This is a genomic window from Shewanella sp. DAU305, from assembly GCF_026802235.1.
GTDB lineage: Bacteria > Pseudomonadota > Gammaproteobacteria > Enterobacterales > Shewanellaceae > Shewanella > Shewanella baltica.
Window position 1 is genome coordinate 4,078,360 of the sequence record NZ_CP113808.1, and the last position, 19,664, is coordinate 4,098,023.

At 48.0% G+C, this 19,664-nt stretch carries 17 protein-coding genes; 5 read left to right on the plus strand and 12 right to left on the minus strand.

The genetic code is table 11. The features are described 5' to 3' along the window. Window positions 1-207 precede the first annotated feature (207 nt). Together relA and rlmD are read right to left on the minus strand one after the other, a co-directional pair. Window positions 208-2,418, minus strand: coding sequence for a GTP diphosphokinase (gene relA / locus OX890_RS17310; protein ID WP_268649622.1), 2,211 nt, complete (start codon window positions 2,416-2,418; stop codon window positions 208-210). 152 nt (window positions 2,419-2,570) lie between these two features. Then, on the minus strand, window positions 2,571-3,923 hold the full coding sequence (rlmD, locus tag OX890_RS17315; protein WP_268649623.1) for a 23S rRNA (uracil(1939)-C(5))-methyltransferase RlmD: 1,353 nt from the start codon (window positions 3,921-3,923) through the stop codon (window positions 2,571-2,573). A gap of 100 nt (window positions 3,924-4,023) precedes the next feature. Between rlmD and barA the strand changes: the two genes are divergently transcribed. The 3 genes from barA to OX890_RS17330 all read left to right on the plus strand — a co-directional run bounded on the left by barA (window position 4,024) and on the right by OX890_RS17330 (window position 7,776). Beyond that, window positions 4,024-6,825, plus strand: coding sequence for a two-component sensor histidine kinase BarA (gene barA, locus OX890_RS17320; protein ID WP_259483343.1), 2,802 nt, complete (start codon window positions 4,024-4,026; stop codon window positions 6,823-6,825). Next, window positions 6,800-7,399 carry a YjaG family protein gene (locus OX890_RS17325; protein WP_268649624.1) on the plus strand — a complete coding sequence of 200 codons (600 nt, stop codon included), beginning with the start codon at window positions 6,800-6,802 and terminating at the stop codon, window positions 7,397-7,399. The genes barA and OX890_RS17325 overlap by 26 nt, the downstream gene beginning before the upstream one ends. A gap of 143 nt (window positions 7,400-7,542) precedes the next feature. Beyond that, entirely contained in the window at window positions 7,543-7,776 is a 234-nt protein-coding gene (locus OX890_RS17330) for a DUF3319 domain-containing protein (RefSeq protein ID WP_006082632.1), read from the plus strand. A gap of 36 nt (window positions 7,777-7,812) precedes the next feature. Here OX890_RS17330 and lldR read toward each other — a convergent pair whose 3' ends face one another. Beyond that, a complete protein-coding gene (lldR, locus tag OX890_RS17335) occupies window positions 7,813-8,712 on the minus strand; it encodes a LysR family transcriptional regulator LldR (RefSeq protein ID WP_006082633.1) in 900 nt (299 codons plus the stop codon). 299 nt (window positions 8,713-9,011) lie between these two features. On the opposite strand from lldR, the gene OX890_RS17340 reads away from it, so the two are divergent. Together OX890_RS17340 and recN are read left to right on the plus strand one after the other, a co-directional pair. Then, window positions 9,012-9,974, plus strand: coding sequence for an AEC family transporter (locus tag OX890_RS17340; protein ID WP_268649625.1), 963 nt, complete (start codon window positions 9,012-9,014; stop codon window positions 9,972-9,974). Between the two features lie 128 nt (window positions 9,975-10,102). Then, window positions 10,103-11,761: a DNA repair protein RecN gene (recN, locus tag OX890_RS17345; RefSeq protein ID WP_268649626.1), complete on the plus strand. Its 1,659-nt coding sequence runs from the start codon at window positions 10,103-10,105 to the stop codon at window positions 11,759-11,761. A 142-nt stretch (window positions 11,762-11,903) separates the two neighbouring features. Here the strand turns inward: recN and OX890_RS17350 are convergent, their stop codons facing one another. The 9 genes from OX890_RS17350 to glyA all read right to left on the minus strand — a co-directional run bounded on the left by OX890_RS17350 (window position 11,904) and on the right by glyA (window position 19,574). Continuing rightward, window positions 11,904-12,398 carry a phosphatidylglycerophosphatase A family protein gene (locus OX890_RS17350; protein WP_115336093.1) on the minus strand — a complete coding sequence of 165 codons (495 nt, stop codon included), beginning with the start codon at window positions 12,396-12,398 and terminating at the stop codon, window positions 11,904-11,906. Then, the gene (thiL, locus tag OX890_RS17355; protein WP_259483354.1) at window positions 12,398-13,354 is read right to left on the minus strand and encodes a thiamine-phosphate kinase; all 957 of its coding nucleotides are present in this window, start codon (window positions 13,352-13,354) and stop codon (window positions 12,398-12,400) included. Before thiL ends, OX890_RS17350 begins: the two co-directional genes overlap by 1 nt. A 78-nt stretch (window positions 13,355-13,432) precedes the next feature. Continuing rightward, entirely contained in the window at window positions 13,433-13,837 is a 405-nt protein-coding gene (gene nusB / locus OX890_RS17360) for a transcription antitermination factor NusB (protein ID WP_006082638.1), read from the minus strand. An 11-nt stretch (window positions 13,838-13,848) separates the two neighbouring features. Next, window positions 13,849-14,328 carry a 6,7-dimethyl-8-ribityllumazine synthase gene (ribH, locus tag OX890_RS17365; RefSeq protein ID WP_006082639.1) on the minus strand — a complete coding sequence of 160 codons (480 nt, stop codon included), beginning with the start codon at window positions 14,326-14,328 and terminating at the stop codon, window positions 13,849-13,851. A 130-nt stretch (window positions 14,329-14,458) separates the two neighbouring features. Then, window positions 14,459-15,562 (minus strand): bifunctional 3,4-dihydroxy-2-butanone-4-phosphate synthase/GTP cyclohydrolase II, encoded by a 1,104-nt coding sequence (gene ribBA / locus OX890_RS17370; RefSeq protein WP_006082640.1) that lies wholly within the window; start codon window positions 15,560-15,562, stop codon window positions 14,459-14,461. A gap of 66 nt (window positions 15,563-15,628) precedes the next feature. Next, on the minus strand, window positions 15,629-16,285 hold the full coding sequence (locus OX890_RS17375) for a riboflavin synthase (RefSeq protein ID WP_006082641.1): 657 nt from the start codon (window positions 16,283-16,285) through the stop codon (window positions 15,629-15,631). Window positions 16,286-16,296: 11 nt separating this feature from the next. Beyond that, window positions 16,297-17,451, minus strand: coding sequence for a bifunctional diaminohydroxyphosphoribosylaminopyrimidine deaminase/5-amino-6-(5-phosphoribosylamino)uracil reductase RibD (ribD, locus tag OX890_RS17380; protein ID WP_268649627.1), 1,155 nt, complete (start codon window positions 17,449-17,451; stop codon window positions 16,297-16,299). Window positions 17,452-17,597: 146 nt separating this feature from the next. Continuing rightward, window positions 17,598-18,047: a transcriptional regulator NrdR gene (gene nrdR, locus OX890_RS17385; protein ID WP_006082643.1), complete on the minus strand. Its 450-nt coding sequence runs from the start codon at window positions 18,045-18,047 to the stop codon at window positions 17,598-17,600. 273 nt (window positions 18,048-18,320) lie between these two features. Next, window positions 18,321-19,574, minus strand: a complete 1,254-nt coding sequence (gene glyA, locus OX890_RS17390; RefSeq protein ID WP_006082644.1) for a serine hydroxymethyltransferase — start codon at window positions 19,572-19,574, stop codon at window positions 18,321-18,323. Window positions 19,575-19,664 lie beyond the last annotated feature (90 nt).

The window sequence follows — 19,664 nt, forward strand, 5'->3', positions numbered from 1 at the left end:
TGCAGCAACAGCTAAACATACAAAGACTAAATTAACTGGCCATCCCGCTCAATTTCCATAAAAAACCAAATAAAAAAGGCGGCAGGTGAAATTCATCCTGCCGCCCTAATCCTTGATGACTTTATTTCTAGCCTCTAGATGACTTCTCTATATCTTTTATATTGCTAGTAATTTCGAGGCTAATCGCTTCGAAAAGCATTGCGAACCCTAAAGCCGTCTTGCCTCGATCACGCTATCGACCTGGGTCAGTTTCGATAACACCCGCGATAAACCATCGAGGTTATAAAGCTCCAGTTCCAACTCAATCGCGGCTGTCTGGTTTTTAGTATCCGATGACGAGCTCATGGCCAGTACATTGGACTTTTCGGCAGCTAGCACTGAGGTTAAGTCACGTAATAAACCGCTGCGATCGTGGGCTAATACCCGCAGACGCATGCGATAACCGCCGGAGTAATTTTCGCCCCAGACCACATCGACACCGCGCTCTGGGTGAACCCGCATTAACTCTTTAACTTGTTCACAATCAGCGCGATGCACAGAAATGCCGCGGCCTTTAGTGATAAAACCTAAGATTTCATCACCGGGAACGGGCTGACAACAACGGGCGATATGGTTAAGCAAATTACCCACACCGTTGACTTCAACCTGACCACGGCCACTGGATGTCGGTTTGTGTTGGCCTTTCTTAACTAATTCTTCGACGGCATCTTCTTCTGACACTTCGTCGAGTCGCAGACGGCTTTGAATATGGTTAACCACTTGATGCAGACGCACATCACCGCCGCCAATCGCCGCCAGTAAATCATCCATGCTCGCCATATTAAAGCGCTCGACCGCGATGGCCGCGTCTTTAATTTTCAAGCTCACCCGCGCCAATTCAGATTCAAGCATTTCTTTGCCGGCGACAATATTCTTGTCTCTGTCCTGCTGCTTAAACCAATGCTGAATTTTCGAACGCGCCCGCGAGGTTCGGATATAACCTAAGTTAGGGTTAAGCCAGTCGCGCTTGGGATTGGGCTGTTTCGAGGTGATGATCTCGATACGCTCGCCCGTTTCAACCTGATAGGTGAACGGCACAATACGGCCATCGACCTTAGCGCCAATACATTTATGTCCCACTTGGGAGTGAATGTAATAGGCAAAGTCGAGCACGGTTGAGCCCAGTGGCAAGTCGACGACTTCACCGCTTGGGGTGAACACATAGACTCTGTCTTCAAACACTTGGCTGCGCACTTCTTCAACCAAGTTGCCACTTTCGACCACGTCTTCCTGCCATTGCAGAATTTTACGCAGCCAGTTAATTTTTTCTTCGTAGCCGCTTTGCTTACCGGATTGATTATTTCCTTCTTTGTATTTCCAATGCGCAGCCACCCCCAGCTCTGCATCTTCATGCATGTCTTGGGTACGAATTTGAATTTCAACGGTTTTGCCCTCAGGCCCCACCACCACGGTATGAATCGATTGATAACCGTTAGGTTTAGGGTTAGCGACATAGTCGTCAAATTCCCGAGGAATATGATGCCAAAGCGTATGCACAACACCTAACGCGCCATAACAATCCTGCAGACGATCGGTCACGATACGCACGGCGCGCACGTCAAACAACTCATCAAATTTGAGGTGTTTACCCTTCATCTTGCGCCAGATGCTGTAGATATGTTTCGGCCGGCCGTAGACCTTAGCGCGAATTTGATCTTCATCTAATCTTTGTTGCAACTGACTGACAAACTTGTCGATAAAGACTTCACGGTCCAGTCGTTTGCCGTCTAACTGCTTAGCGATGTCTTTATAGGTATCTGGATGCAGGTAGCGAAAAGAAATATCTTCCAGCTCCCACTTCAATTGTCCAATCCCTAAACGGTTAGCAAGCGGCGCATAAATATCGGCAATTTCTCGGGCCAGCAGCACGCGAGTTTCTTCGTCGGCATTTTTCACCGCCCGCAGCAAGCACACACGCTCAGCAAGTTTGATGACCACAGCGCGCACATCTTCAACCATAGCCAATAACATGCGGCGGATGTTGTCGATTTGCGGCTCGGTGGAGCGGCTGTTGGGATTGATTTTCAACGCGCCGATGGCATTCATGGTCACAACACTCGCCACTAAACGCGCCAGCGGCTCACCAAATTTCTCTTTGATGGCCTCTTCGGTCAGTAACCCAGCATCGAACACCACAAACAAAATCGCCGCTTGCAGGGTTTCAATGTCCATGTTCAGCGGTGCGAGGATTTCGATCATCTCTCGAGCACGTTCGAGCAGTTCTCTCTTCGCCGCAGGACTCTTGGCGGGTAAGGCGTCAATCTGCCCTATCAAGGAGAGCAGCATCTGCGCTTCATCGGCATGACCGACATAGCGAGCCACCCAATCTTCTAAGTGAAAATCGGGATCATTAAAGTGCGCTTCGCGAACAGAGACCATCTAATTTATTTCCTTATCCGTGCTCAGAGAGAAAGTGGGCACCACTTCAGCTCTCCTATCTTCAGCATTGGCGCGAACTTGTCAAACCCAACCGACGCAATAATCACATTTTTTACGTTATTCAAACGCTTTGCTTACTTTGCCAGCGCAAATTACTTGGTTAATTCAAACAGTGCCATGGCTTCGATATGGTGTGTTTGTGGGAACATGTCGATAAGTCCCAATTGCTGTAATCGGTAACCGCGCTCTAACAGCACTGCGCTATCGCGAGCCAAGCTCGCAGGATTACACGAAACATACACGACTTTGCGCGGCTTCATTTTCTTCAGCCATTGCAAGCTTTCAAACGCCCCAGCACGGGCGGGATCGAGCAGTAATTTATCAATTTTGCCCATCCAAGGCTCAAGGGATAAATCCGCACTCAAGTCGCCGTGATAAAAGGTCAGTTTATCCAAATTGTTAGCTTTAGCGTTCACCCGTGCCTGAGTTACCATCTCGGCAACCCCTTCGACGCCAATCACATCCGCGCCCATTTTCGCTAAGGGCAAACTGAAATTCCCCATACCGCAGAACAAATCCAAAATGCGCTCATCAGGCGCTGGCGCTAACCAATCCATCGCTTGGGCGACCATGGCCTTGTTAATCTGTCCGTTCACTTGCACAAAGTTACCTGGGTTGAAGCTTAAACTCACCGCATCCGACTCAGCTTTGTCATCTAACAGCTGATAAACCGGTAACACTAACTCTGCGCCAACGCCTTGGAATTGGCCTTCATTATCCTGCAGACAAATGTGAATTTGATGCTGCTCGGCAAAGGCTGACAGCTTAGCGAGATCTTTATCGTTGAGCGCCTTAGTGATACGCAGCACAGCGAAGTGACCATTATCGGCGGCAATTAACTCAAGGTGACCTAAGCTGGCTTTAGCCGTTAATTGATTCAGCAACTTAGCAAAGGGGACGATCAAATCTGATAACGGCTTAGCTAACACCTGACACTGACTGATAGGCACCACATTGCTGCTACTAGCGGCACGAAAACCTAAGCTTAAGTGTTTAGTATTTTTATCAAATAAAGTCGCAAGACGGGCACGGCGACGATAATGCCAACCTTCCCCCGTTAATGCGGGCGATAACGTGCCGCCTTCGGCGCCGGCAAACTTAGCCATAATATCCAGCAGCGCCGCTTCTTTATGCTCACGCTGGCCCGATAATGACATATGCTGTAAGTCGCAGCCGCCGCAGGTGTGATAGTGTGGACACTCAGGCTCGACGCGCTCAGAGCTAGGTGTATCGACTTTAATTAACTTAGCGCGGGCATAATTTTTCTTTTGCTCGGTGAACTGTACCGTCACGGTTTCATCGGGCAGTGCGCCGGGGATAAACACGACTTTACCTTGATGTTGTGCTATACCTGCCCCTAAGTGATCGAGCTGATTCACGCTCAGCGATAACTTAGCCGACAACTGTTTGGAACTATTTGGTTTTGCTTTAAAAAATTGCGCCATTTCGGCCTCTAAATCAATAAAATACTGGCAAAGACCGCCCTCTTTCTGGCAGTCTTATAAAATTATCTTAGTCTCTGTCACAGGAAACACCGCCGCTGCTATGAACCCAGTCAACAACATGACCAAATACAGCCTACGTTCTTGGGTTCTTGTACTGGCGCTCGCGCCAACAATCTTGGTCGGTATCCTTCTGGGCAGCTACTTTACCATAAACCGTTTTTATGAGCTCGAAGATACGCTCGTCGAACAGGGCAGCAATATTATTGAGCCGCTGTCGATTGCCAGTGAAATCGGTTTAGTGGCCAATGATCGCGAGGCGACCAAACGCTTACTCGCCGCGGCGCAGCTCAACAAGTCCACCTTAGTGAAATCCATCGCGATTTTCGATGCCAATAATCAGCTCTTTGTGACCTCGCATTACCACAAAGATTTTGAAATTATGCGCTACAAAGAAGCGCTTAACACACTGCATAAAACCGAAATTGAGCATGTGGGCGACAGCCTGATTTTACGGACACCGATTTTCTCCACCGGGCCCAGCGCCGCTCCCGCTAATTACGATATCCAAACAGACGATGGTCAGCTGTTAGGTTATATCTCCATCATCATCAATAAAGAACGTGCCCTACTCGAGCAGCATAGAGCCGCCGTCGCCGCCTTTATAATCGTGTTGATCGGGGTGCAGTTGAACCTGCTGTTCACTTTCCGGCTGGTGAAAAACGTCACTCAGCCCATTACTGAAATGGTGCGCGTCGTCGCTAAAATCCGTGAAGGTAAGTTGGACGCCCGCTTAGATGGCAACTTGATTGGTGAGCTCGACTTACTCAAACGCGGTATCAATGCCATGGCGGGGTCGCTATCGGAATACCATGATGAGATGCAGCAAAATATCGACCAAGCCACTTCGGATCTGCGGGAAACCTTAGAGCAGATTGAAATCCAAAACGTCGAGTTAGATTTAGCAAAAAAACGCGCCCTAGAAGCCAGCCGAATTAAATCTGAATTCTTAGCCAACATGTCCCACGAGTTACGTACGCCGCTCAATGGGGTTATCGGTTTTGCGCGGCAATTGGTGAAAACCCCTTTGCATTCGAGCCAAGTCGATTACATCAAAACCATTGAGCGCAGCGCCACTAACCTGCTGGGTATCATCAACGATATTCTCGATTTTTCTAAACTCGAAGCCGGTAAAATGGTGTTGGAAAACATGCCCTTCGGTCTAAGGGAAACCATAGGCGATACCATCACGCTAATCTCGGGCAGCGCCCAGGCCAAAGGCCTAGAACTCGTCGTTGATATCGCCCCCAACGTGCCCGACAATGTGAATGGCGATGCCATGCGCGTGTGCCAAATCATCAATAACTTGGTCGGTAACGCGATTAAATTCACCGACTCTGGCAGTGTGATGGTCAAAATCGAACTGCAAAGCCAGTCGGAAGAACAAGTGGTACTGCGCTGTGATGTGGTCGACACCGGTATCGGTATCGATGAAAGCCAGCAGGACTTTTTATTCCAAGCCTTTGGCCAAGCCGATTCGTCGATTTCACGCCGCTTTGGTGGCACGGGCTTAGGTTTAGTGATCACTAAGCGTTTAGTGAATCAAATGGGCGGCCAAATTGGCTTTACTTCATCCCCAGAAAAAGGCTCAAACTTCTGGTTCAGTTTGCCGCTCGGCTTAGGTCAGTTCCAAATCGGTGACTCACTGCCGCTCGAAAAACTCAAAGACAAAACCATACTGTTTTATGAGCCCAGAGTGCTGACTCATGCAGTCTTGAGTCGCCAATTGAATCAATGGGATACCAAAGTGACTCACCATCAGCATATCCCAAGCTTGCTGACCACACTCAACACGGCCGAAGCGCCATACGACTATGTTCTATTGAGTTGCCATGGGTTTAGCGATGCTGGACAACTGGTAAGCACACTTAACTTGGCAAAGACCAAAACCGATTGCCTTGTGGTGCTATACGATTGCCAAGAACAAGACGCCTTAACCCAGTTTATCCGCCCGAATGCCGATGTGGTGTTGTCTCTGCCCGTGAGTGAGCACCAGCTTGCCCGCAACTTACTCTATCCACCGATGGAGTACGACATCATAGCCCCAGTGACCATAGCCACGCCGGCGGCGCGCCAATCCTTAACCGTACTGGCGGTGGATGATAACTTTGCCAACTTAAAGCTAATCGACACCTTGCTCAGCGAGTTAGTGACGACGGTTATCGCGGTCAACAGTGGCGATGAAGCAGTTAAACAGGCGAAGACTCGCACCTTCGATTTGATTTTTATGGATATTCAGATGCCAGGCACAGATGGTATCAGCGCCACTAAGCAAATTCGCCAAGGCTCGATGAACCGTAACACGCCAATTATTGCCGTGACGGCCCATGCGATTGCTGAAGAACGCGAGCTGATTTTAGGCAGTGGCATGGATGGATATTTACCGAAACCTATTGATGAAGCGGCGCTCAAAGACGTTATCCATCGCTGGATCACTCGCCCCAAATTCACCCATTTTGACCTGCATACGCTGAACTGGGATTTATGCTTAACCCAAGCCAATCACAAGGCTGATCTTGCCTTAGATATGCTGAGAATGTTGCTCGACTCTTTACCGCAAACTGTGACGACAATTCAGACGGCGCTGAGTCAAAACGATCACCCCGTCATGCTCAGTACTATCCATAAGTTACATGGTGCGAGCTGTTACTGCGGCGTGCCAACAACCCAAAGATTATGCCAAGAAATTGAATCGGCGCTAAAACGTGAAACAGCGGTCGAAGATCTCGAACCCGAAATACTAGAGTTACTTGATGAGTTAACTAAGGTAGAATCTGCGGCAAATCAAGTGATATCACAGCTATCAGCGGAAATAACAGATGACCAAAAAAACGGGCTTCTTTAAACGTCTTAAGGCGTTAACACTGCCACAAAAACAACTCTTCGCCACTGCACTTTGCCAACGCATGTTGCCCAACTATCAACTGTTTTCCGAAGTCTGTGAGTTTGGTGACCCTGCAGTGTTGAGTACTGCGTTAGAACTACTCTGGCAATCCCAGTACGACTCCAAGCTCAAATTCAATGTCGATGTGCATCTGCAACGCCTGGAAGATAACACCCCAGATCCTGCTGATTTTGAAGCCTATGGCGTCTATCCAGCCATGGACGCTGTGGTCGCCATATCGACCTTACTGGGTGCGATTCAAGGCAAGATTGAAGAAGATATCGTCAATATCAGCAAACTGTCATCGAGCACAGTGGCTAACTATATCGAAGCCATCAGCGATGTCGATTTAGTCGATGAAGCATTAGATGATTTTGTTTTTGCCCATGAAGTCATGGAAGAAGAGAAAGAATTACAAAATTCTCTGCTGGAAATTATCGAAGAAAATCCAAAGATCACGGCGGAACTGGTCAAAGGTTTACGCAAAGACATTATCGAAGCGGGCGTATCAAATATCGGCATCAGCGTCGCTTAATTGATGGGGTGCTTGGGGTAACTCAAGCACCTTTATTCCTAAACAATAAGCCTCTAGTCTCGACTGCAATCACTTTCAAGCAAGCCACAAAACGAGTAAGACCAAAGCTAGCAAGTTCCATCAGCCAATATTGAGTTATTCCAATGAAAAAGATTGTTTATCAAGGCTTTGTCTTAACCAATAGCGAAGGACGAACCGACAGTTGGAAACTGACCATCAAAGATCAACAGCGTATCGGTTCTTTATTTGAACTACGGCGTTTAGTGGGATACTTCTTAGAACTCGGCATACTGCCCGCGACACGCTCCAGCCTGCAAGACGCAAAACAAACGCAAAACACCATGAGCAAAAACACGGTAAAACCTAAAAGACGCTAAAAATCAGTTCCCTTATTAAAGAATAACTCGGTTAAATCAACGCATAGAGAATAACTCTGGCGCCTTTGACTGCATAAACTCAATAAAGACTCTTACCTTTAGCGGCTGCTGACTGCGCTGATGATATAAAATCGAAATCCGCCTCTGCTCGCCAATCCATTCTGGCAATAACACTTTAAGTTTCCCTTCCTTAATCTGCTGTTTTACAAACAGTTCAGGACCATACAAGATCCCACCATGCCCTAAGGTCGCCTGAATCGCACCGTGTAAATCCGTGAGGGTCAACTTAGTTGGGCCATTAAAATAGAAAGACTCACCGCTCGGATGCTTTAAATGCCAATTAAACAGCGGCCAGACTTTTATCAGCTGATGGGCTTCGAGATCATCGGGATGCTCAAGTTTAGGTGCCTGAGCCAAATATTCTGGCGTGGCAAACAGGCAATAATCCAGCTCGCCTAAGGTACTCGACACCCACGAAGAATCAGGCTGAGCCCCGCCGACAATCGCCACATCTATGCCCTTGTCGATCAAATCGACTAACTCATTGCTCTGGGAAATGTGCAAACGGATATCGGGATACAGACGGCCAAATTCATTCAATGCTTGAATAAACACGATGGAAATAATCGAAATTGGCGCGGCGATGCGCAGGGTGCCCTCGGGTTTATCGCTGCCCGCACCACTCAGTTCATCAAATTGGGCAACCACACTCTGGTAGCGTTGAAAGAGTGCCAGCCCTTCCTCCGTCAATCGTAACTTGCGGGTGCTGCGCATAAAAAGCTGCTTATCGAGCTTCTCTTCCAACTTAGCTAACTTGCGGCTCACTGTGGCAATGGGCATATCAAGCTCCTTCGCCGCCTGTGAAAAACTGCCCGCATTGACTAAATGCACAAAAAGATAGACAAGTTGTAGTTCAGCGCCTAAATCATCACTCATTGCATGTCCTAATTCTGTTCTAACTGCCCACTTTAGGCACTATATAAAGTCATCAACAATCACAGCGTACGCTAAGTCATTGTGTTTTAAACATCAATTAATCCACTTATACGACCATAGCGCAATAGCCTTAGACTGAAATGATATGTTATTTTGTGGCGAGTTTTACTGCGCTGGCGCTAGTTCTGGTTCTAACGTGACATAAAAAAGGCAAGCGCCCACCTTAAATCATAGCGATAGTAGAAATGACGGTGATGGCTGAGTTTATTCAAATTTAATCGTAAGGATGAGTGAGGGAAATGACCATTTTAACCCCTCTGTTTGCCGTCTTCGGGATCATGTTGCTCGGCACACTAGTGCAAAAACTAAAACTCTTGCCCGTCGATACGGACCAAGTGCTAAACCAATATGTCTACTATATTGCGTTCCCTGCAATCATGCTTATCGCCCTCGCCCAGCAGCCGATTGACGAGATTTTGCAATGGGGATTTATTGCGGGCTACAGTACAGCTATGGCGATTACTTATCTTGTCTGCCTAGGTCTATCGCTGATCGCTAACCCTAAACAGCATGCGGTTGCCGCCATTCGAGCCCTCAATGCCACCTTTGGTAATACGGCATTTATTGGTATTCCACTGCTCATCATCCTCTTTCCGCAGCAGCAAAGCGCCTTAGTCGCCGCTGCGATTGCCAGCTTATTATCCGTGCTGATGTTTGCCGTCGCCTTAGTCTCGATAGAACTGGCCACAAACACCCAAAGACAACACCACGCCTTAGTCATAATGATGATGGCGGTCGGTAAAAACCCTATCGTTATTGGTAGTTTAATTGGCGTCGGCATTTCGGCGCTAGAGATAAAACTACCCTCAGGGCTGGCGCTAATGATCCAGCAAATTGGCAACACCTCAAGCCCGTGCGCGCTGTTTGCCATCGGTATGGTGCTCTCCAAAGCGATGCGCTACCAGAAAGATAGCAGCGTATTTAGCCCCAAGAATTTTATCGAACTGAGCCTTATCAATCTCTTCAAGCTAATTGTCCAACCAGCACTCGTCTACTTTATGCTTAGCCGTTTTGGCGTGAGCGGCGACTACCTGATCATGGGCGTGATCTTGAGCGCACTGCCCACAGCCGCTAGCGTGTACTTGCTTGCCCAGCGCTATAACACTCAAGCTTCAACCAGTGCTCAGGGCATTCTATTTGGCACCTTAGTTACTTTCTTTAGTTTGCCTATCTTAGAAAGCTTAGTAAGAACCTACGCATAATCAGTCAATTAAAAATATTTACTGCCGATAATGCCGATTATTTACCCAAGCCACTTTACTGTATATAAAATCAGTATATACTGTTTATCAATACAGTGGTTTGGTATGTTTTTCGACAGGAATTCACTATGCTTTGCCAACTCAGCATTAATAACTTCGCTATCGTCCGTTTTTTAGAACTGGATTTTCGCCCCGGTATGACCAGCATCACAGGTGAAACCGGTGCAGGTAAATCGATCGCCATCGATGCGTTAGGCCTGTGCCTAGGCAATCGCGCCGATGCCAGCAGTGTTCGCCCCGGAGCCAATAAAACCGAGGTCAGCGCCCGCTTTTCCTTGGATGATATTCCACTGGCAAAACGTTGGTTAGAAGATAACGATCTTGAACTCGATGATGAGTGCATCCTACGTCGAACTATTGGTAGCGATGGCCGTTCACGCGCCTATATCAATGGGAATCCAGTGCCACTGACGCAACTCAAATTACTGGGTCAGTTGCTCATCGGTATTCACGGCCAACATGCGCACCATGCAATGTTGAAGAGTGAACACCAACTCACCCTGCTCGACAGTTATGCCAACCACAGATTACTTATCGATACGGTTGCCGCCAGCTTTCAACGCTGCAAACAAATTGAGGCCGATCTAAAGCAACTCGAAGCCTCCCAGCATGAACGTATTGCCCGTAAGCAATTAGTGCAGTATCAAGTAGAAGAACTCGATGAGTTTGATCTTAAAGTCGATGAGTTCGATGAAATTGAGCAAGAGCACAAACGTCTTGCCAATGGCACTGAGTTGATTGATACCTGTCAGGCGAGTCTAGATATACTCACTGAAGGCGAAGAGAACAATATAGAGTCGCTGCTTAATCGAGTCGTTTCCCTCGCCGAAGATCTGCAAAGTTACGATCCTGCATTGAGCAATATCAACACTATGTTGAATGATGCCTTAATCCAAGTGCAAGAAAGTGCAGGCGAATTACAGCACTATTTGAGTAAGCTTGAACTCGATCCAACCCACTTTGCCTATTTAGAAGAACGGCTATCAAAAGCCATGCAACTGGCGCGTAAACACCATGTCAGCCCAAATAAACTGGCCGAACATCATTTGGCATTAAAGGCAGAGCTGAGCACCTTAGACAGTGACGAAAGCAAGCTCGAAGAAATTCAACTGCAGGTCGCTGCCAGCAGAGCCGCTTACCTTAGCAACGCACAAAAACTCAGCCAAAGCCGCGCTAGATATGCCAAAGAACTCGACAAACTCGTGACTCAGTCAATCCACGAACTGAATATGCCTAAGGGTAAATTTACTATCGAAGTCAATTTCCACCCAGAGCAAATGTCAGCCAACGGCAGTGATAATATCGAATTTATGGTCACCACTAACCCTGGCCAACCTTTACAACCGATTTCGAAAGTCGCATCTGGCGGTGAACTTTCACGGATAGGCTTAGGGATCCAAGTCATTACCGCGAAGAAAGTTGCCACGCCGACATTGATTTTCGATGAGGTGGATGTCGGGATTTCGGGCCCCACCGCCGCAGTGGTTGGCCGCATGTTACGCAGCTTAGGGGAATCGACCCAAGTACTGTGCGTGACTCACTTGCCGCAAGTTGCGGGCAATGGTCATCAACACATGTTCGTCGATAAGTTTAATAAGGCGGGCAGTACTGAGACCACAATGAAGTCGCTCGATCGTGAGCAACGCATTCAAGAGCTGGCAAGGCTGTTAGGTGGCGATACTATCACTAGCAATACCCTAGCGAACGCAAGGGAACTGCTGCAATAGTAGAATCAAGCAGAAAAGGGATAAGGGATGTTCAGCTAATCCCTTCATCCCTTCAATCAAGCTTCAATCAGAAAAATGCGAAATCAAAAGCTAAGGGTTAGTTGTTGGCCATGTTAACTATCATGCCAAGTTAGCTATCATGTTAGCTAACACACCAGACTAGCCCTTGCAGACAGATAAAGGCAAATACACCCGCTAAAACATCATCAATCATAATGCCAAAACCACCTTCGACTTTGGCATCGAGCCAACGGATTGGCCAAGGTTTGATGATGTCAAAAAAGCGAAATAAACCAAAGCCCACTAACAGCCAAATCCAGCCCGCTGGTGCCGCTATCATAGTGATCAACAGTCCAGCCACTTCATCCCACACAATCGCGCCATGGTCGTGTACGCCCATGTCATGTGCCGCTTTACCACAGATATAAAATCCTGCAAATACACTCACTAAAGTTAAGCCCAGATACCAAGCAAGCGGTAATGGCGCCATCAGTAAATAGAGGGGAATAGCAGCTATGGTACCGAAAGTACCGGGCGCTTTAGCGGCGAGTCCGCTACCGAAACCGAGTGCCAAAAAGTGGACAGGATTTTTTAATGACAGGCGCGTTAACGCCTGATCCTTTGACAACCATTTCATTAGAAGTGCTCGAAACCGTGATACGGCGGCGTAAACGGCTCACCCTTGAGTTGTAACTTGAGCTTACTGCCCGCACAAATTTGCCCAACACGAACAAATTTTGCTCCTGCATGGCTTAATGCTGTCTCAAGCGCGCCTTTTTGCGCCTCAGGAACGGTGAACAGCAATTCGTAATCTTCGCCGCCTGTCAGCGCATAACCTAAGGCATGCTCCTCGCTGACGGTATCTTGCATCGCGCGCGAAAGCGGGATGCAATTAACATCGACAACCGCACCAACTGCAGAAGCCTTAAGTACATGACCAATATCCGAGATAAACCCGTCGGAAAGGTCGATAGCACTGGAGGCTAGCGAACGCAAAGCTTGGCCCGCTAAGACTCTTGGTGTTGGACGATAATGGCGATTAATCAGGAATTCTTTATGCTCGGATCTAGCCTGCTGAGCACCTCGAATGATATCCAGACCTAAAGCCGAATCTCCGAGCGTGCCCGTGACATAAATCCAATCACCCACTTTAGCACCGTGACGTGTGAGTGCTTTACCCTCAGGAACTTGTCCGTGCACTGTGATGTTAATCGCCCGCGGACCACGAGTCGTATCGCCGCCAATTAAGGCGATGCCATAGTAATCGGCCGCTTCAAATAAACCTTCGCTAAAACCACTGAGCCAAGTTTCATCAACTTCGGGTAGCGTCAAGGCAAGCGTCATCCACGCGGGTTCTGCGCCCATGGCAGCCAGATCAGATAAATTTACTGCTAAGGCTTTGTAACCTAAGGCTGCAGGAGGCATATCGGGGAAGAAATGGACATTTTCGACTAAGGTGTCACAGGAGATAGCAATCGACTTGTTTTCTGCGGGTTGCACTAAAGCGCAATCGTCACCGATGCCAAGCTTCACATCACGGCGAGTAGGGCCGCGGTTGCTAAAATAACATTCAATTAATTGGAATTCTTTCACTGTACAGTTTGGCACGACTTACATCGGCCACCTTTGTTAGCAATGAAAAACGGTATCCTAAGATACCGTTTGTCTTTATTACTTGCGTGCAACCAGTTTGTCGAGCAGTCCGTTCACAAACTTATGACTCTCGTCCGCACCAAAAGCTTTTGCCAACTCAATCGCTTCGTTAATCGCGACCTTGTATGGCACATCTTTACGGAAAGTCAGCTCATAGGTCGCTAAACGAACTATGGCTTTCTCTACTGGAGACACTTCATCAATCGGGCGTTCCAGATGCGGGATGATCAGCTCATCCAATTGGGTTTTCTTCGTTGCAACGCCTGAAAATAGCTCACGAAAATAAGCTACATCAACACCGTCGAGGCTTTGTTCAGTTAAAAACTCATGCTCGACATCGGCAATATTATTCCCGCTTAGTTGCCATGAATAGATGGCTTGAACGGCTAAACGGCGGGCCTTGCGGCGCTCAGAAGGCTTCATTATTTTTCCTACTATAACAACTGTTGTTCAAGTTCTTGCAGAACATTGACCATTTCAAGCAGACTTAAAGCAGCTTCGCCGCCTTTGTTACCCGCTTTGGTACCTGAACGTTCAATAGCTTGTTCAATGGTATCTGTGGTCAAAACACCGAAAGCAACAGGCAGATCAAATTCTAAAGCAACTTGAGCTAGACCTTTATTACATTCGCCTGCAACAAAATCAAAATGAGGAGTACCACCACGGATCACCGCACCTAATGCGATAATACCGTCGAATTTACCACTGGCAGCTACGCGACGCGCAGCTAGCGGCAACTCAACCGCACCTGGTACACGGACAACAGTGATATTGTCGTCGCTGACTTGGCCAAAACGTTTCAGCGTGTCAAGTGCACCTTCAAGCAAGCTCTCAACTAAAAAGCTGTTGAAACGCGAAATTACAATCGCAACTTTGGCATTTTTCGCTTCGATATTACCTTGAACTACGTTCATTATCTTACCTAATTTAGCTAAAGCACCCAGCTCGGGGCGAAAAGTGGCGACATGATATCACAGCCAATTGCCCAGAGCCCTATGCAAATTATCAGAAATTGTTAATTTTACTTCAGTGTAACTTTGGGTTTTAGTCCGCCACATACTCAGTCACTTCAAGGCCAAAGCCCGAAAGTGAATGGTAACGTTTAGGCGAGCTGAGCAGGCGCATCTTAGTCACGCCAAGGCTAGCGAGGATTTGCGAACCCACACCCACACGGCGCGACGTTCCCTGCCATTTTGCAGAAGCAGGCGCTTGGCCTTGATCTTCGGCTTCAAAGGCTTTCACCTTAGAGAGGATTTCACAGGGATGTTCTTGATTCCCTAGTAAAACCAATACGCCACCTTCTGCTGAAATACGCTCCATCGCCTTTTCGAGTGGCCAGCTGCGTTGCTGATCGCGCTCTGAATGGAGTAAATCGTTGAAGGTGTTTTGCAGATGCACGCGCACCAAACAATCACTCTTCACCTCACCTTTGACTAAGGCAAAATGCAGTTGATTGTCGATAGTGTCTCTGAAAGTCACCATATCGAACTCGCCGAAACGGGTCGGTAGTTTGCATTTAGCTTCACGCACAACCGTGGTTTCTTTAGTGTTGCGATACTCGATCAATGCCGCGATAGTGCCGATTTTGATACCGTGCAACTCGGAGAAAATCTCTAAATCTGGGCGGCGTGCCATAGTGCCGTCTTCGTTCAAAATCTCAACGATAACGCCCGATGGCTCAAGTCCCGCAAGACGGGCTAAATCACAACCAGCTTCAGTGTGGCCTGCGCGGGTTAATACGCCGCCGTCCTGTGCCATTAACGGGAAGATATGCCCAGGTTGCACTAAATCAGACGCTTTAGCCTCTTTAGCCACGGCCGCTTTTACCGTTACCGCGCGGTCGTGGGCCGAAATACCGGTAGTCACGCCTTCGGCTGCTTCAATAGAAACCGTAAAGTTAGTCGAGAACTGGGCGTTGTTATTCGTCACCATTAAGGGCAGATTTAACTGCTGACAACGGGCTTTGGTCATGGTCTGGCAAATGAGTCCACGGCCATATTTCGCCATAAAGTTAATCGCTTCTGGCGTGACCATTTCGGCCGCCATGATCAAATCACCTTCGTTTTCTCTGTCTTCGTCATCCATCAAAATAACCATTTTGCCTTGACGAATATCTTCGATGATCTCTTCTATACTGTGCAGCGCCATTGTAGGACCTTATGATTTTGCTGTTGTTATGAAATTCTATACCTTAGCAGTACGATTACCAGTGCACTAACGCACAAAGCCGGCACGGGCTAACATTTCCATGGTGACACCACCGCTCTTGCTGTCTTTGCCATCATAATTCATCAAGCGTTCAAGATAACGGGCGATTAAATCCACTTCGATATTCACCTTATCGCCCGCTTGCAGGTCGATTAACGTGGTTTCCCCTGCTGTATGCGGCACTATGGTCAGGCGGAATCGACTGCCGTCCACTTCGTTAACCGTCAGACTCACGCCATCAATGGTAATGGAACCTTTGTGGGCAATGTAACGCCCAAGCTCTGCGGGAGCGGCTAACCAAAACTCAATGGCTTGACCGCGCACTAGACGTTGCTCAACCATAGCTATACCGTCAACATGGCCGCTGACCATGTGTCCGCCTAAGCGTGTGGTTGGGGTGACGGCTTTTTCAAGATTCACCTTAGTGCCCACTTTGTAGTTAGCAAAACCGGTGAGACTCACTGTTTCGGCAGAGACATCAGCCACATAACCGTCGGCTAATTGCTGCACAACCGTTAAGCACACACCGTTGGTGGCAATACTGTCGCCTAAACGCACATCGTTTAAATCCAGTTTGCCGCTCGCCACGGTAAGACGAATATCATCGCCTTTACGCTCCAGTTTGCGCAGGGTGCCAACGGCTTCAATAATCCCAGTAAACATGGTTAACTCACTTAATTAAATAAAGAAGTATCAAGCTTAACGCTCAAGATTAAACGGGTATCTGGCCCTAATTTGCGCTCATCGACCAACATTAATGCAGGAATTTGCGCCATGGTTTGATAATCGGGTAGCTGCAATAGATTACGCCCTTGCCCACCGAGGATTTTCATCGCTTGGTATAGCACTAACTCATCGGCCAGCCCCCCTGCTAAAAAAGCGCCCGCTAAGGTTGCACCCGCTTCCACCAGCACGTGATTACAACTTTGGCCTAAATAGCTTAATAGTTCAGGTAAGGATACGCGACCTGCAATTGCAGGTAACACGAGGCAACTCACATGGGAGGGTAATTGTGCTTGAAACTCTGCGGGATAAGCCACGGTCGAGACCAAGAGTATCGGCGATACGATAGCCAAACAGGCAGCCGATAACGGCAAACGGGCGCGACTGTCGAGTATCACTCTTAATGGCTGCAGTAATTGCGCCTCGGTTACGCTGTCTTTTATGCCGCCAAGTTCTTGATATCGCACATTGAGTGAGGGATCGTCAGCCAGTATGGTTTCAATCCCAGTCACCAAAGCGCAGGAACGTAAGCGTAAGCGCTGCACGTCGCGGCGAGATTCAGGCCCGGTAATCCATTTAGACACACCGTTAGACAGCGCGGTTTTACCATCGAGACTCGCAGCCAATTTGACTGTAACTCTGGGTAAACCCGATTCCATGCGCTTCATAAAGCCTAAATTCAAGGCATAGGCTTCATCGCGGTGTAATCCCACATCCACTTCAATACCGGCGTCGCGCAGCATTTGAATACCGCGACCAGCCACTTGCGGATTTGGATCTTCAACCGCCACCACCACACGCTTAACGCCAATATTGATCAGTGCCAAGGCGCAGGGCGGCGTGCGGCCATAATGACTGCAGGGCTCTAAGGTGACATAGGCCGTTGCGCCGCGGGCGTGTTCGCCAGCCATACGTAGTGCATGCACTTCGGCGTGGGGCTCACCCGCTTTTTGATGATAACCTTCGCCGACGATCTGATTATCTTTAACGATAACGCAGCCCACACTGGGATTGGGTCTCGTGGTGTAAAAGCCTTTGCGCGCCAATTGAATCGCGCGGCTCATCATTTGGGTATCGAGTACGGACCAACTTATGTTCAAGCTCATGTTCAACCCTGTTGTTAAAGGTTTCGGCTTTCACCAGTCTTGTAAATCTGTGTTTAAAACCTGTCTTGCAGAAGCTATTAATCAAAAGCCTCTTTTAAAGCTAGCGCAACCAGAAGCCTGAACGACAGGCCACAAAAATCGAATAACTACTTTTGCAGTTTGGCGATGGCTTCACCAAATTCAGATACGTCTTCAAAGGCGCGGTACACAGAAGCAAAACGTATGTAGGCGACTTTATCGAGACTCATCAATTGCTCCATCATCAAGTTACCGACCATTTCTGACGGCACTTCCCGCTCACCAGTGGCGCGTAGGGTGGATTTGATTTTGCTAAGCGCTTGCTCGATTTCATCCATAGACACGGGGCGTTTTTCAACGGCGCGCAACATGCCACCTTGGAGTTTTTCTTCATCGAAGGGTTGGCGTGAACCATCACGTTTAATCACCCTAGGCATGACTAACTCGGCGCCTTCGAAGGTGGTAAATCTTTCATGGCATTCGGTGCATTCTCGGCGACGGCGCACTTGATGGCCTTCCGCCACTAATCGAGAATCGATGACTTTAGTATCTGTCGCGCTGCAAAATGGACAATGCATTGAGCCTCCTGCCAGTGAATGCGAGTAAAGCGTTAATGGCTTTACCTGTTAAATCTCAGCTAAACGCAATGGATTTAAGCCTAAGATTTTACCAATAAAAATGGCCGCTTAATGCGGCCATGGGATTTTATCCTATTTATGGGCTGAGGTTAACTACCGGATGTTAAGTACCTCATGTAAGTACCTCATGTAATTACCTAGTCAGCAAGCGATCACTCTCAGCCAATCATCTACTTAAGCACATACGCACTTAAACCTAGGTGCGTCAGCAAATTAGCCGTAAACAGGGAAACGTGCACACAGTGCCAATACTTGGCCCTTCACACGCTCAATCACAGCTGGATTGCTTGCATCATCAAGGATGTCACAAATCCAGCCTGTCAGCTCTTTCGATTCCGCTTCTTTAAAGCCGCGGCGCGTAATGGCTGGCGTACCGATACGCACACCTGAGGTCACAAAAGGTGAACGTGGATCGTTTGGTACTGAGTTTTTGTTCACGGTAATGTTAGCGCTACCTAAGGCGGCATCGGCTTCTTTACCCGTTAAGTCACGACCAATCAGGTCAACTAACATTAAGTGGTTGCTGGTTCCGCCAGAGACGATTTTGTAACCGCGCTCAAGGAACACTTCAACCATAGCTTTAGCGTTGTTAACTACTTGCTGTTGGTACACTTTAAATTCTGGCTCTAGGGCTTCTTTGAACGCAACCGCTTTACCGGCGATAACGTGCATTAATGGGCCACCTTGTCCGCCTGGGAATACCGCAGAGTTCAACTTTTTGTATAAGTCTTCATCGTCAGCAGCAGACAGGATCACGCCACCACGAGGACCCGCTAAGGTTTTGTGAGTCGTTGACGTCACAACGTGCGCGTGTGGAACTGGGTTTGGATAAACGCCAGCAGCAATAAGACCGGCAACGTGCGCCATGTCGACAAATAGGTAAGCACCAATTTTGTCAGCAATTTCACGCATTTTTGCCCAGTCAACGATACCTGAATAGGCAGAGAAACCGCCGATCATCATCTTAGGCTTATGTTCTACGGCCAGACGTTCCATTTCGTCGTAGTCAATTTTACCTGACTCGTCGATACCGTAAGGAATGATATTGTACAGTTTGCCAGAGAAGTTAACGGGTGAACCGTGGGTCAAGTGACCACCGTGGGCTAAGTTCATGCCCAGTACGGTATCGCCAGGTTTTAACAATGCCATGTAAACCGCGCTGTTTGCCTGTGAACCTGAATGAGGTTGTACGTTAGCGTAAGTTGCGCCAAACAGTTCTTTAGCACGTTCAATCGCTAAGGTTTCAACTACGTCCACATACTCACAACCACCGTAGTAACGCTTGCCTGGATAGCCTTCAGCGTACTTATTGGTTAACTGTGAACCTTGCGCTTCCATCACGCGTGGACTGGTGTAGTTTTCAGAAGCAATCAGCTCAATATGCTCTTCTTGACGCAGAGTTTCATTCTGAATTGCCTTAAACAGTTCCGGATCATAATCTGCGATATTCATATCTTTTTTCAGCATTGCTTACTCCAGCTGCCAATTCTTATAGGTAGGGTTGCGCGGTATTCTACTCGGAACGCGACCACAATCCCAGTATTTGAAACATGAAAT